Source organism: Streptomyces sp. NPDC055966 (genome assembly GCF_042269865.1).
Classification (GTDB): domain Bacteria; phylum Actinomycetota; class Actinomycetes; order Streptomycetales; family Streptomycetaceae; genus Streptomyces.
In genome coordinates, this window is the sequence record NZ_JBHJYK010000017.1 from 63,097 (window position 1) to 77,119 (window position 14,023).

The following is a 14,023-nucleotide window of genomic DNA, read 5'->3' on the forward strand; positions in this document are numbered from 1 at the left end:
CGGCCCGCCGGCCACCCCACCGTCCCCTCAGCGCGACCCGTCACCGCCCCGGAGGCACACCGATGCGACAGTTCACCGCCGTCGTCAACCCCACCGCGGGCGGCTCCACCGGGGCGGCGACCCTGCTGCCCCTGGCCCGGCTGCTGCGCGAGGCCGGCGCCGAACTGGAGACGGAGTACAGCCACAGCCTCGCCCACGCCCAGGACCTCGCGCGCCGGGCCGGCGAGCGCGGCCGGATCGTCCTGGCCGTCGGCGGCGACGGCATCGCCGGCGGCATCGGTGGCGCGCTGAGCGGCACCGGAGCCGTCCTCGGCCTGGTGCCCGCGGGCCGCGGCAACGACTTCGCCCGCGCCCTGAACCTGCCCTCCGACCCCGCCGCGCTCGCCGGCATTCTGCTGCGCGCCGAGCCCCGGCCGGTCGACACCGTCGAGGTGGAGTCGGCCGTCCACGCGCGCACCGTCGTCCTCGGCAGCGTGTACGCCGGGGTCGACGCCGTGGCCAACCGGCACGCCAACCACGCCCGGCTGCTGCGCGGCTCCGCCTCCTACTACGCGGGCGGCCTGCGCGCCGTCACCGGCTGGCGCGCGGCCGACTACCGCGTCACCGTCGACGGCGAGGAGCACACCCACCGCGGTTACACGGTCGTCGCGGCCAACTCGCCCTACTACGGCTCCGGACGGCTCATCGCCCCCGGCGCCCGGGTCGACGACGGGCTGCTGGACATCGTGATGATCCGCGAGGCGCCCCGCCGGCTGTTCTTCGCCCTCATGAACGAGCTGAAGACCGGCGGCCACGTCGACCGCCCCGAGGTACGCGTCCTGCGCGGCCGGGAACTGCGCATCGAGGCGAGCCGGCCCGTCTACTACGGCGCCGACGGCGAGGTCGAGGCCACCTTGCCGGTGACGGTGCGGGTACGGCCCGGGGACCTGCCGGTGCTGTACTGACCGGCACGGCGTGCGTGTGCCCGGCCCTGGGTAGGGGGAGGAGAACCCGGCCGAGCGCGCCGGGGGAGGGGTTGGTCGGTCATGACGCTGGAGCCCGCCGAAGGCGTGGTGCAGGCCGTCGTCCTGTACGACGGACGGCTGCTGCTGGCGGAGCGGGGCGAGGGCTGGAGACTGCCGTCCGGCGCTCCCGAACAGGCCGAGCCTGCCGAGGCCACCGCCGCGCGCGTCGTCTACGAACTCACCGGCTACCTCGTCGACGGCACCGAGAGCCTGACCCCGCAGGACGGTGCCACGGCGGTCGTGTGCCAGTTGCTGAGCGAGTCCCCGTCCGACGGCGCCCGTGTCGCACCGGACCGACTGCGCTGGGCCTCGCTCGCCGAGACCGCCGACGCCGACCTCCCGGCGGTCGTACGGACGTACCTGGAAGGGCACACACCGGTGTGAGGCGTGCAGGTCAGCGCCCCGCCGTCGGGTCCGGTGCCTGCGCGAGGAAGCGCTGCCGGTCCACGACCCCCCGGTCGATCTCGCCCGTCGCGACCAGCAGGCCAGCGCCGTCGACGGCCCGCACCAGGAAGGTCAGCCGCCGGTCCGTCGTGGAGGGCAGCGGCCGGGCGCTCACCTCCACCCGGCCGCCCACCCGGGTGGCCCGCACGTGCCGGACCCGCACCTCGGTGCCGACAGTGGTCTGACCGGTCGTAGTGAAGGGCGCGGCGGCCCGCACGGTGGCCGCCTCCAGCCAGGCGATCAGCCGGGGCGTGGCCAGCACGGGCACGTCACCACTGCCCACCACGGCCGCGGTGTCGGCCTCGGTCACCTCGTGACGCATGCCCCCACGCCAGTGCCGCCGAGCGCGGGCCGCCGTACGGCACGGGGCTGTCGTACGACACGGATCCGCCGGTCGGCACCGGGACGTCAGCGGTTCACCGGCAGGGCAGTTCCAATACGTCCACGGTGGTGCCGGCCGCGACACCGCCCGGTGGGACCACCGCAAGGGCGTCCGCCAGGGCGAGGCCGCGGAGCATCGCCGGGCCGTCGAAGGGCAGCGGTGTCGCCTCCTGGCCGGACGTGAACACCGGCAGCAGCCGGGTGTCGCGCGGATGGCCCGGCAGGGCGGCGGTCGTCGTCAGCCGGACCGGACCGGCCTCGCGATGGCCGCCGAGCCGACGCAGCAGCGGTTCGGCGAGCGTGACCAGGCCGGCCACCGCGGCCAGCGGGTTGCCGGGCAGCCCGACCAGCCGGCGCGCCCGGCCGTCCGTGGTCGCGGGCAGCTCGGCGAGCAGCATCGGATGGCCCGGTCGCACCGCCACGGAGTCGACCAGCAGCCGGGCGCCCACCGACCGCAGCGTGTCGTGCAGGAAGTCCACGGGGCCCGCGGCGGTGCTCCCGGTGGTGATGACGACGTCGGCGGGTGAGCTGCGCACGGCCTCACGGAGCGGGCCGGGGTCGTCCGCGACCCGGCGATGGCCGATGAGCTCGGCGCCGCGGCCCCGCAGCCAGGGCGGCAGCAGCGGGCCGAGCGCGTCCCGGACCCGCCCGCCGCGCGGCACACCCTGGTCGAGCAACTCGTCGCCGAGGACGAGGAGTTCCACGCTCGGGCGGCGGTGCACGGTCAGCCGGTCGTACCCGGCCGCCGCCGCGAGGCCCAGCACGCGTTCGGTCACGGTGGTGCCGGCCGGCAGCAGCGGCTCACCGGAGCGGCACTCCTGGCCGCGTGCCCGGATGTCCTGCCCCTCGCACACCGGCCCGGGGGAGCGGTCGTACAGCAGGTCCTGCGCGGGGTCCGCCTCGCCGTGCTCGCGGCGCAGCACGGCGGTGGCGCCGGGCGGCACCGGGGCGCCGGTCGCGATGGGGACGGCCGTGTCCCGGCCGAGCGGACCGGGCTCCGCTCCGGCGAGGACTCCGGCGCCGCCCAGCCGCCACGGGCCCGGTCCGGCCACGGCCCAGCCGTCCATGGCGGCCGTGTCGAACGACGGCAGATCGGTGAGCGCGAGGAGCGGTTCGGCGAGCGCGTGGCCGAGGGCGTCGGCGAGGGAGCGCGGGCCGGCGGGCAGCGGCCGCCCGGCACAGGACCGGGCGATCGAGCGGGCCCGCTCCCAGTCCCGGCCGGCCCGCAGCGCGTCCGGCGCGGCCGGGGCTGTGTGCGCTGCGGTGGCGCGGGACACCGCTCCGTGCGGTCCCGTGCCGTCGGCCGTGTCCGTCCCGGATGCCCTCATGCCGGTCATCGTTGATCAGGCATCCGGCGAAGTCAAAGAGGGGCCGTTTGTCGGCCGATAGATGCCGCCTATGTGATAACCGCCGCTTATCGGCTCATCGAGAACACCTCTTTGACTTCTCCGCGTGACGAGGCGGATGCTGCCGGATCATGAGCGGCATCGAGGACCCCGTAGACGACCTGTCGGTCACCCCGCCCAAGCGCTGGGCCACCGGCGTCCCGGCGGTGACGCACGCGCTGACGTACTCCCTGGAACAGACGTCCGTACGACGCACCGCGCTGACCCTGCTGAACATCAACCAGGCCAAGGGAACCGACTGCCCGGGCTGCGCCTGGCCCGAGCCCGCGGCGGGCAAGCGGCACCTCAACGAGTACTGCGAGAACGGCGCCAAGCACATCAACGACGAGGCCACCACGCGCCGCGTCACCGCCGACTTCTTCCGCGAGCACTCGATCGCCGAACTGGGCGCGAAGTCCGACTACTGGCTCAACCAGCAGGGCCGGCTCACCGAGCCCATGATCAAGCGGCCCGGCGCCGAGCACTACGAACCCGTCGGCTGGGACGAGGCGTTGGAGGTGCTCGCCGAGGAACTGCGCCGGCTGGACTCCCCGGACGAGGCCCTCTTCTACACCTCCGGCCGGGTGGGCAACGAGGCGGCCTTCCTGCTCCAGCTGTTCGCCCGCGCCTACGGCACCAACAACCTGCCGGACTGCTCCAACATGTGCCACGAGTCGAGCGGATCCGCGCTGATGGAGACGCTCGGCATCGGCAAGGGCAGCGTCTCGCTGGACGACATCCACACCGCCGACCTGGTATTCGTCGTCGGACAGAACCCGGGCACCAACCATCCCCGCATGCTGTCCGCGCTGGAGGAGACCAAGCGCAACGGCGGCAAGGTCATCGCGGTCAACCCGCTGCCCGAGGCGGGACTGCTCCGCTTCAAGCACCCCCAGAAGGCCCGCGGGGTCATCGGCCGGGGCACCGCGATCGCCGACCAGTTCCTCCAGATCCGCCCCGGCGGCGACCTCGCCCTGTTCCAGGCGCTGGGCCGGCTGCTGCTGGAGGCCGAGGACGAGCGCCCGGGAACCGTCCTCGACCACGCCTTCATCAGCGCCCACACCACCGGCTTCACCGACTTCGCCGACCACGCCCGGAAGATCGCGTGGGAGGACGTCCTCGCCGCGACCGGGCTGAGCCGCGAGGAGATCGAGGCCGTCCACGAACAGGTGCTGCGCAGCGGAAAGATCATCGTCTGCTGGGCGATGGGACTCACCCAGCACAAGCACGGCGTCCCGACCATCCGCGAGGTCGTCAACTTCCTTCTGCTGCGCGGCAATGTCGGACGGCCGGGCGCGGGTGTGTGCCCCGTGCGCGGGCACAGCAACGTCCAGGGCGACCGCACCATGGGCATCTGGGAGCGGATGCCCCAGCCGTTCCTCGACGCCCTGGAGCGCGAGTTCGGCTTCACCCCGCCCACCAAGCACGGACTGGACTCGGTCGGCAGCATCCGGGCCATGCGCGACGGCACCGCCAAGGTGTTCCTCGGTGTCGCCGGCAACTTCGTCCGGGCCACCCCGGACAGCGACGTCACCGAGGAGGCGATGCGCGGCTGCCGGCTCACCGCGCACATCTCCACCAAGCTCAACCGCTCCCACGCGGTCTGCGGCGACATCGCCCTCATCCTGCCCACCCTCGGCCGCAGCGACCGGGACGTCCAGGCGGCCGGCGAGCAGTTCGTCACCGTCGAGGACTCCATGAGCGAGGTGCACGCCTCCCGCGGCAAGCTGCCCCCGGCCTCCCCGCACCTGCTCAGCGAGGTCGCGATCATCAGCCGGCTGGCCCGCAGGACCCTCGGCGACACCCCGGCCATCCCCTGGGAGGACTTCGAGGCGGACTACGGCACCGTCCGCGACCGCATCTCCCGCGTCGTCCCCGGCTTCCAGGACTTCAACGCCCGGGTGGCCGAGCCCGGCGGCTTCCGGCTGCCCAACCCGGTCAACGAGCGCGTCTTCCGCACCCCGAGCGGCAAGGCCGTCTTCACCCGCAACGACTTCACGATGCCCGACATCCCCGAGGGGCACCTGCTGCTCCAGACGCTGCGCTCGCACGACCAGTGGAACACCGTCCCGTACGCGATGAACGACCGCTACCGGGGCATCCACAACGCCCGCCGCGTCGTCCTCGTCAACCCCGACGACCTCCAGGACCTCGGGTTCGCCGACCGTGACCTGGTGGACCTGGTCGCGGTCTGGCACGACGGACGCGAGCGCCGGGCGCCGGACTTCCGGGTCGTCGCCTACCCCACCAGCCGTGGCTCGGCCGCCTCCTACTACCCCGAGACCAACGTCCTGGTGCCGCTGGACAGCGTCGCGGACATCAGCAACACACCCACCTCCAAAGGGGTGTTGGTCCGCCTGGAGCCCGCGCGCGGAGCGGCGTCGTGGGACGGGTGACCGTACGGCGGCGGGTGCTGCGCATCCGGGACGGCGTGCCCGCGCACCGGCCCGACACCCTGGCCGCCGAGGAGCCGATGGAGATCCGGGTCGGCGGCCGGCCGCTCACGGTGACCATGCGCACCCCGGGCGACGACTTCGACCTCGCGGCCGGATTCCTGGCCGGTGAGGGCGTGGTCCACGCCGCCGACGACGTGACCGGGATCCGCTACTGCGCGGGCGCCACGGCGGACGGCGCCAACACCTACAACGTGGTCGACGTCGCCCTCGCCCCCGGGGTGGCGCTGCCCGCCGCGTCGCTGGAGCGGAACTTCTACACCACCTCCTCGTGCGGGCTGTGCGGCAAGGCGAGCCTGGACGCGGTGCGCATGGTGCGCCGCTGGTCCGTGGCCGAGGACCCGCTGAGCGTGGGTCCGGAGCTGCTCGCCGCGCTGCCCGAGCGGCTGCGGGCGGCCCAGCGGGTGTTCGACAGCACCGGCGGACTGCACGCGGCGGGCCTGTTCACGGCCGACGGCGAGCTGCTGTGCCTGCGCGAGGACGTGGGCCGGCACAACGCCGTGGACAAGGTCGTCGGACACGCCCTGCGCTCCGGTCTGCTGCCGCTGCGGGAAACCGTGCTCATGGTCAGCGGGCGCGCCTCCTTCGAGCTGGTGCAGAAGGCCGTACTGGCCGGGATCCCGCTGCTCGCCGCCGTCTCCGCGCCGTCCTCGCTGGCCGTGGACCTGGCCGCCGAGAGCGGGCTGACCCTGGTCGGGTTCCTGCGCGGCACCTCGATGAACGTCTACACCGGCGCCGAACGCCTCGTGTCCGCGCCGGTCGGCTGACCCACACGGAGCGATCAGCGGCCCGGGTCCCCGGGGACGCGCTCCAGGGCGGTGGCCACGTCGGTCGTGCGGGCGATGTCCGTCAGGGACCGGGCCATGACCGACTCCGGCTCCCGGGCGGCGACCACCAGCCCCACGGGCACCGAGGCGGCCGGCTCGACCAGCGGCACCGCCCGCATGCCGGGCGGCACACCGAACACGTGCAGCCATGCCTGCGCCACGATGCTCGCCCACCGCCCCGTCCTGACATGGGCGAACAGAGCCGCCACGGAATCGGTCTCCAGCCGGGGCGAGGCCTGCGTCCCGGCCCGCGCGAACAACTCGTCCAGCACCCGGCGCCCCTGCATGCCCTGGTTCAGCAGACACAGCGGCAACCGCGCCGCCTGCGCCCACGTGGCCGTCGTCCGCCGGGCCAGGTCGTCGTCGGCCGAGAGCAGCAGCACATGGCGCTCCCGGTACAGCGGCACCGTGTGGAAGAACTGCTCCGACACGTCCTCGCGCAGATAGGTGACGGCCGCGTCGAGCTCGAAGTTCTGCAACTGCCGCAGGATGTCCACCGACTGCATGTCCGCACTGACCTCCACCGTGACCAGCGGGTGCGCCGCGCAGAACGGGCCGGTCAGATGGGCGACGGCGGCGGACGCGGTCGGCACCGAACCGATCCGTATCCGGCCGGTCAGGCCACCGCGCAGCGCGTCGACCTCGTCCTTGAGGGCGTCGCGGTCGGCCAGGATCCGCTGCGCCCATACGACGATGCGCTCGCCCTCAGGAGTGAGGCCCTCGTACTTGCGGCCGCGCCGCACCAGGGGCACGTCGAGCTCCTCCTCCAGCTTGCGCAGAGCCTCCGACAGGGCGGGCTGGGACACGTAGCAGGCCTGGGCGGCGCGGGCGAAATGCCGCTCGCGGGAGAGTGCGACGAGGTATTCGAGCTGACGAAAGAGCACGGGACGGGTGTACCCGACGGCCGACCGGAACGCCAATCCCGTCCGGCTGCCGAACTGCCGAGCCGGACGGGCGGCGCCATGCTGGTGCGAAGGAGCCGGCCGCGATACCCCGGTGCACGAGGCATGCGGCGAGCGGTTCGTTGCACAGGATCCGCCGAGGAGGCAGACGTCCGTGGTCGAGTCGCAGCCCGTCATCGTCCCGCCGGCCAGGGCCGCCGTCTTCCTCGTCGTCACCCTCGTGCCCGGCGGCGAGGGCACCGTCCGTGACCTGCTGGAGGACGTGTCGGGCCTGCGCCGCTCGGTGGCGTTCCGCGCGCCCGCCGAGCGGCTGAGCTGTGTCGTCGGCATCGGCTCGCACGCCTGGGACCGGCTCTTCGACGGGCCCCGGCCACGCGAGCTGCACCCCTTCGTGGACCTGGTCGGTCCGCGCCACCGGGCCCTCGGCACCCCCGGTGACCTCCTCTTCCACGTCCGCTCCCTCCGGATGGACCTGTGCTTCGAACTGGCCCGGCTGCTCGGGGAGCGCCTTCAGGGCGCGGCCACCGTGGTGGACGAGGTGCACGGCTTCAGGTTCTTCGACGAACGCGATCTGCTCGGCTTCGTCGACGGCAGCGAGAACCCCGAGGGGACGGTCGCGGACGACGCCGTGTTCATCGGCGACGAGGACCCGGAATTCACCGGTGGCAGCTATGTGATCGTGCAGAAGTACCTGCACGACATGACGGCCTGGAACGCCCTGTCGGCCGAGGAACAGGACCTGGTGATCGGGCGCACCAAGCTGGCGAACGTGGAACTCCCCGACGACGTGAAGCCCGCCGACTCCCATGTCGCCCTCAACACCATCACCGACGAGAACGGCGACGAACGCAAGATCGTGCGTGAGAACATGCCCTTCGGCACCATCGGGACCGGCGAGTTCGGCACCTATTTCATCGGCTATTCCCGCACCCCGGACGTGACCGAGGAAATGCTGCGGAACATGTTCCTCGGCCGCGAGCCGGAACAGCACGACCGGATCCTCGACTTCTCCGTGCCGGTCACGGGCTGCCTCTTCCATGTGCCGAGCATCGGCTTCCTCGACGACCTCCCGGCCGCTCCGGGCGGCGCGGCGACGGCAGGACCCTGACGTCCGCGCCCGACCCGCTCCCCCCCGGCTGCTCCGTTTGCGGTGCCGTGTGCGGAGGGGTTCAGTGAGTACTGACCCCGGATCGCGTACGACCCCCCCGCGGATCACTGTTTCGCCGCGCTCAGGAGATGTCATGTCGATGTCGTTCGGTGCTCCTTTCGGTTCGTCGGATCCGTTCAGCGAGTTGTTCAACCGGTTCTTCGGGATGTCGCCGGCGTCATCACCGCCCGCGGTGCAGCGCGTGCCCATCGGACGGCTGCTGACGGAGGCCTCCCAGGAACTGCTCAACCTGGCCGCGGGGCGGGCCGTCGAGGACGGCACCACCGACCTCGACACGGAACACCTGCTCTGGGCCGCCACGAAGGTCGACCCGTCCCGGCGGCTGCTGTCCCAGCTGGGCGTCGATCCCGACACGCTCGCGGCCGAGATCGCCAAGATCCTGCCGCGCGAGTCCGGCGAGCCGTCCGCCCAGCCGGGTCTCACCCCCGCGGCCAAGCGCACGCTCGGCGCCGCCTACGCACAGTCACAGGCGGCCGGTGTGTCGTACATCGGTCCGGAGCACATCCTCGGCGCCCTGCTGGGGGACAGCGACAGCGGTGCCGCCAAGCTGCTGCGCGCCGAGGGCATGGACACGGAGAAACTGTCGGGCCTCGCCGAGCAGTCCGCCCGGGCCGACTCGGTGCCCGCCGAACGCAAGCAGCCGGCCACGACGCTGGACGAGTACGGCCGGGACCTGACGGAAGAGGCCAAGGCGGGCAGGCTCGACCCGGTGGTGGGACGCGCCGAGGAGATCGAGCAGACCGTGGAGATCCTCTCCCGGCGCTCCAAGAACAACCCCGTCCTCATCGGCGAACCCGGCGTGGGAAAGACCGCCATCGTGGAGGGGCTGGCGCAGCGCATCGTGGCGGGCGAGGTCCCGGACACCCTGAAGGACAAGAGGGTCGTCTCCCTCGACCTGTCGAGCATGGTCGCGGGAGCACAGTACCGGGGACAGTTCGAGGAGCGGCTGAAGAAGGTCATCGAGGACGTACAGGCCGCCAAGGGCCAGATCATCCTGTTCATCGACGAACTCCACACGGTCGTCGGCGCCGGCGCCACCGGCGAGGGATCCATGGACGCGGGCAACATGCTCAAGCCCGCACTCGCGCGCGGCGAACTGCGCGTGGTGGGCGCCACGACCATCGACGAGTACCGCAAGTACGTCGAGAAGGACGCGGCGTTGGAGCGCCGGTTCCAGCCCGTGATGGTGCCCGAGCCCAGCGTCGAGGAGACCGTGCAGATCCTCGAAGGGCTGCGCGACTCCTACGAGGCCCACCACCAGGTCCGCTTCGACGACGCGGCGCTGGTGGCCGCAGCCGAGATGTCCGACCGCTACATCACCGACCGCTTCCTGCCCGACAAGGCCATCGACGTCATGGACCAGGCCGGCGCCCGGGTGCGGCTGCGCCGCGTGGGCCGCTCCACCGAGGTGGTCAGCCGCGAGGACCGAATCGCCAAGCTGCGTCGGGAGCTCGAACAGGCCGTCGCCGCCGAGGACTTCGAGAAGGCGTCCGAGCTGAAGCGGGAGATCTCCGAGGTGCAGGGCGAACTCGCCGGGATCGAGGAGCGCCGCGAGGGCGTCGTGTCCGTCACGGCCGCCGACATCGCCGACGTCGTCTCCCGCCGCACCGGTATTCCGGTCGCCCAGCTCACCGCCGGCGAGAAGGAGAAACTCCTCCGGCTGGAGGAGGAGATGCACGCCCGGATCGTCGGCCAGGACGAGGCGGTCACCGCCGTCTCGCAGGCCGTGCGCCGCAACCGCGCGGGCATGGGCGACCCGAACCGGCCCGTGGGCTCCTTCCTCTTCCTCGGCCCCACCGGCGTTGGCAAGACCGAACTCGCCAAGACCCTCGCGGCGTTGCTGTTCGGCGAAGAGGACCGCATGATCCGCTTCGACATGAGCGAGTTCCAGGAGAAGCACACCGTCGCCCGGCTGGTCGGCGCCCCGCCCGGATACGTCGGCTACGAGGAAGCGGGCCAGCTGACCGAGAAGGTGCGCCGCCAGCCGTACAGCGTCGTGCTGTTCGACGAGGTGGAGAAGGCACACCCCGACGTGTTCAACACCCTGCTGCAGATCCTCGACGACGGCCGGCTCACCGACGGCCAGGGCCGTACCGTCGACTTCCGGCACTGCGTCGTCATCATGACGTCCAACATCGGCGCGCACCGCATCCTCGACCACAAGGGTGATGTGTCCGACCTGAAGGACGACTTGATGGACGACCTGCGGACCAGGTTCCTGCCGGAGTTCCTCAACCGCATCGACGACATCATCATCTTCCACGGCCTGACCGAGGACGACCTGAGCCGGATCGTCGACCATCTGCTGGACCAGAGCAAGCGCCGGGTGCACGCGCAGGGCATCGAACTGGAGGTCACGGAGTCCGCGAAGAAGCTCCTCATCGCGCACGGCCACCAGCCGGAGTTCGGCGCCCGCCCGCTGCGCCGCACCATCCAGGCGGAACTCGACAACCGCATCGCCACCCTGCTGCTGAGCGGCGAGGCCGAGCCCGGGAACACGATCGTCGCCGACGTGGTGGACGACTCGCTGCACTGCTCGGTGCGGAAGAACGGCGACTCCGGCGAGCGGGCCGGGACCGCCGGGGCAGCCGGGCCCGCCGGGCCCGCCGAGGCCGGTTCCGCGGCGACGGAGAAGTGACGGAGGAGAACTCATGACGCACCATCACCACAAGTCCAACAAGCGGGTCGAGGGCGAGCCGGACACCGGTCACGGCCGGGGCCTGCCCCGCCGGCCGGACGAGCCGGAACTCGCCGAGCGCACCCGGGAGGACCGGCGGGAAGCGGGCCTGCGCAGCGGGCGCCGGGAGGACCCCGAGGCGGCGTACGAGCAGGCACAGGCCGAGGTCGACCGCGAGGTGCGCGAGGGCCGCATGAAGTCCGGCGAGAGTCGGCGCAAGGGCCGCAGGGAATAGCGCCCTGAACATGTCCGAAACATTCGGACGAAGGATGTTTCTCGTATCGACAGGAGGTTGACATGTCCTCGAAGCGACGCAGGAAGAAGAAGGCACGGCGCAACCACGCCGCCAACCACGGCAAGCGGCCCCAGTCCTGAGGGAGAGTCGTGAGCACCTCCCGGCACTCCAGTGACGATCAGCCGCGGCGGCCGGCGCAGGGGGCGGAAGAGCGGGAGCTCCACGTGGGCCCCGCTCCCGGCGGGGAACCGTCCTTCCGCCCCTACCACCACCCCGCCGCCGGCTGGGGCGCCGCGAAGAGCGTCAGCGGATTCCTGCTGCGCGAGGGCGCGCTGGTGGACGGACCACGCGCGATCGTGAAGATGAACCACGAGAATGGCGGCTTCGACTGCCCAGGGTGCGCGTGGCCGGACGACACCAAGGGCCTGCGCCTGGACATCTGCGAGAACGGGATCAAGCACGTCACCTGGGAGATGACCCGCAAGCGGGTCGACCGCGCGTTCTTCGCGCGGCACTCGGTGGGCGACCTGTCCGAGTGGAGCGACTTCGCGCTGGAGGATCAGGGCCGGCTGACCGAGCCCATGGTCTACGACCCCGACTCCGACCACTACGTCCCGATCAGCTGGCGCGACGCCTTCGAACTGGTGGGGCGGACCCTGCGCGAGCTGGACGACCCGAACCAGGCCGCCTTCTACACCTCCGGCCGGCTCGGCAACGAGGCCACGTTCCTGTACCAGTTGATGGCCCGGGAACTGGGCACGAACAATCTGCCCGACTGCTCCAACATGTGCCACGAGGCCAGCGGACGCGCCCTGGAGGCCTCGCTCGGCACCGGCAAGGGCACGGTCGACCTGAAGGACTGGGAGATGACGGACGCCCTGTTCATCATGGGCGTGAACGCCGCCTCCAACGCACCCCGGATGCTCACCGCCCTCGCCGAGGCCTACCGCCGCGGCACCCGGATCGTGCACGTCAACCCGCTGATCGAGGCGGCCGCCCGGCGCACGATCATCCCGCACGACATCACCGACATGGCCACTTTCCACTCCACCCGCACCAGCAACCTGAACCTCCAGGTGCGTGTCGGCGGCGACATGGCCCTGCTGCGCGGCATGGCGAAGGCCTTGCTGGAGCAGGCCGGCAGCGATCCCAAGGCACTCGACCAGGAGTTCATCGACCGCCACACCGCCGGCTTCGACGACTACCGCAAACAGTGCGAGGCCACGCCCTGGGCGGAGATAGAGCGCCAGTCGGGCCTCGACCGCGCCGACATCCTCAGGGCGGCCCGCGTCTACCGTGACGCCGATCGCAGCATCGTCAGCTGGTGCCTGGGCGTGAGCCAGCACGAACACGGCGTCGACACGGTCCGCGAGATCGTCAACCTCCTTCTGCTGCGCGGCAATCTGGGCCGCGAGGGCGCCGGACCGTCGCCGGTGCGCGGGCACAGCAACGTCCAGGGCAACCGCACCTGCGGCATCGACCACCGCCCGACCGCCGAGCTCCTCGACCGGCTCGCCCAGGTGTGCGGGATCGACCCGCCCCGCGCCCACGGCCTGGACACCGTCGGCACCATCGCGGCCATGCGGCGGGGCGACGTCAGGGTGTTCGTCGGCATGGGCGGCAACTTCGCGCTCGCCGCGCCCGACACCCCGCTCACCCACGAGGCGCTGCGCTCCTGTGACCTCACCGTCCAGGTCAGCACGAAGCTGAACCGCAGCCACCTCGTCCATGGCCGCCGGGCGCTCATCCTCCCGTGCCTCGGCCGCACCGAGAAGGACCAGCAGCGCACCGGCCCGCAGAGCACCTCGGTCGAGGACTCGATGAGCATGGTGCACCTGTCCGTCGGCATGAAGCGTCCCGCCTCCCGGCACCTGCTCTCCGAGCCCGCCATCATCGCCGGCCTGGCCCGCGCCGCCCTGCCGGACAGCCCGACGCCCTGGCAGTGGTACGTCGAGGACTACGACCGGATCCGCGACACCATGGCCCAAGTCCTCGACGGATTCGAGGACTTCAACCGACGGGTGCGACTGCCGCTGGGCTTCCGCATCAAGCAGCCCGCCCGCGAGCTGGTCTTCCGCACACCGTCCGGAAAGGCGGAGTTCTCCGCCGCCCCGCTGCCCGACGTCGTCCCCGCCCCGGGCACCCTGGCCCTCGGCACCATGCGCTCCCACGACCAGTGGAACACGACCATCTACTCCGACAACGACCGCTACCGCGGCATCAGGAACCTGCGCACCCTCGTCTTCATGAACGACGACGACATGCGCGAACGAGGCATCGGCGAGTTCGACCCCGTGGACATCGTCAGCACGGCCAAGGACGGCACCACCCGCACCCTCGACGGCTTCCTCGCGATCCCGTACGACATGCCCCGCGGCTGCGCGGCCGGGTACATGCCGGAGATGAACGTGCTCGTCGCCCTGTGCGACCACAGCGAGCAGAGCGACCAGCCCCTCATGAAACACCTGCGGGTTACGATCACCCCGGCCACGTGATTCCCGACCGACATCCGACCGATATCCGACCGATTCCACGACCGATTCCACG

Annotated in this window: 11 protein-coding genes; 8 read left to right on the plus strand and 3 right to left on the minus strand. The window is 71.9% G+C overall.

From position 1 onward, the window contains the following. Window positions 1–62: 62 nt before the first annotated feature. Window positions 63–944, plus strand: coding sequence for a diacylglycerol kinase family protein (locus ACFC8N_RS31525; RefSeq protein ID WP_356033299.1), 882 nt, complete (start codon window positions 63–65; stop codon window positions 942–944). A gap of 81 nt (window positions 945–1,025) precedes the next feature. Continuing rightward, complete coding sequence (locus ACFC8N_RS31530) at window positions 1,026–1,388, plus strand: NUDIX domain-containing protein (RefSeq protein ID WP_356033302.1); 363 nt, start codon at window positions 1,026–1,028, stop codon at window positions 1,386–1,388. A 10-nt stretch (window positions 1,389–1,398) separates the two neighbouring features. Here ACFC8N_RS31530 and ACFC8N_RS31535 read toward each other — a convergent pair whose 3' ends face one another. Then, the gene (locus ACFC8N_RS31535) at window positions 1,399–1,770 is read right to left on the minus strand and encodes a thioesterase family protein (protein ID WP_376291711.1); all 372 of its coding nucleotides are present in this window, start codon (window positions 1,768–1,770) and stop codon (window positions 1,399–1,401) included. Window positions 1,771–1,864: 94 nt separating this feature from the next. Continuing rightward, window positions 1,865–3,157 carry a molybdopterin molybdotransferase MoeA gene (locus ACFC8N_RS31540; RefSeq protein ID WP_376291713.1) on the minus strand — a complete coding sequence of 431 codons (1,293 nt, stop codon included), beginning with the start codon at window positions 3,155–3,157 and terminating at the stop codon, window positions 1,865–1,867. A gap of 149 nt (window positions 3,158–3,306) precedes the next feature. Between ACFC8N_RS31540 and ACFC8N_RS31545 the strand changes: the two genes are divergently transcribed. Both ACFC8N_RS31545 and fdhD read left to right on the plus strand, forming a co-directional pair. Further along, complete coding sequence (locus ACFC8N_RS31545; RefSeq protein WP_376291715.1) at window positions 3,307–5,610, plus strand: FdhF/YdeP family oxidoreductase; 2,304 nt, start codon at window positions 3,307–3,309, stop codon at window positions 5,608–5,610. Beyond that, a complete protein-coding gene (fdhD, locus tag ACFC8N_RS31550) occupies window positions 5,598–6,434 on the plus strand; it encodes a formate dehydrogenase accessory sulfurtransferase FdhD (RefSeq protein WP_376291717.1) in 837 nt (278 codons plus the stop codon). The genes ACFC8N_RS31545 and fdhD overlap by 13 nt, the downstream gene beginning before the upstream one ends. A gap of 14 nt (window positions 6,435–6,448) precedes the next feature. Here the strand turns inward: fdhD and ACFC8N_RS31555 are convergent, their stop codons facing one another. Then, window positions 6,449–7,378, minus strand: a complete 930-nt coding sequence (locus tag ACFC8N_RS31555; protein WP_356033315.1) for a LysR family transcriptional regulator — start codon at window positions 7,376–7,378, stop codon at window positions 6,449–6,451. A 172-nt stretch (window positions 7,379–7,550) separates the two neighbouring features. Between ACFC8N_RS31555 and ACFC8N_RS31560 the strand changes: the two genes are divergently transcribed. The 4 genes from ACFC8N_RS31560 to ACFC8N_RS31575 all read left to right on the plus strand — a co-directional run bounded on the left by ACFC8N_RS31560 (window position 7,551) and on the right by ACFC8N_RS31575 (window position 13,971). Further along, a complete protein-coding gene (locus tag ACFC8N_RS31560; RefSeq protein WP_356033318.1) occupies window positions 7,551–8,504 on the plus strand; it encodes a Dyp-type peroxidase in 954 nt (317 codons plus the stop codon). 133 nt (window positions 8,505–8,637) lie between these two features. Next, entirely contained in the window at window positions 8,638–11,202 is a 2,565-nt protein-coding gene (locus ACFC8N_RS31565; RefSeq protein ID WP_376291720.1) for an ATP-dependent Clp protease ATP-binding subunit, read from the plus strand. Between the two features lie 13 nt (window positions 11,203–11,215). Continuing rightward, window positions 11,216–11,476, plus strand: a complete 261-nt coding sequence (locus tag ACFC8N_RS31570) for a hypothetical protein (RefSeq protein WP_356033324.1) — start codon at window positions 11,216–11,218, stop codon at window positions 11,474–11,476. A 224-nt stretch (window positions 11,477–11,700) separates the two neighbouring features. Then, window positions 11,701–13,971, plus strand: a complete 2,271-nt coding sequence (locus ACFC8N_RS31575; RefSeq protein WP_362817780.1) for an FdhF/YdeP family oxidoreductase — start codon at window positions 11,701–11,703, stop codon at window positions 13,969–13,971. The last annotated feature ends 52 nt before the right edge of the window (window positions 13,972–14,023 follow it).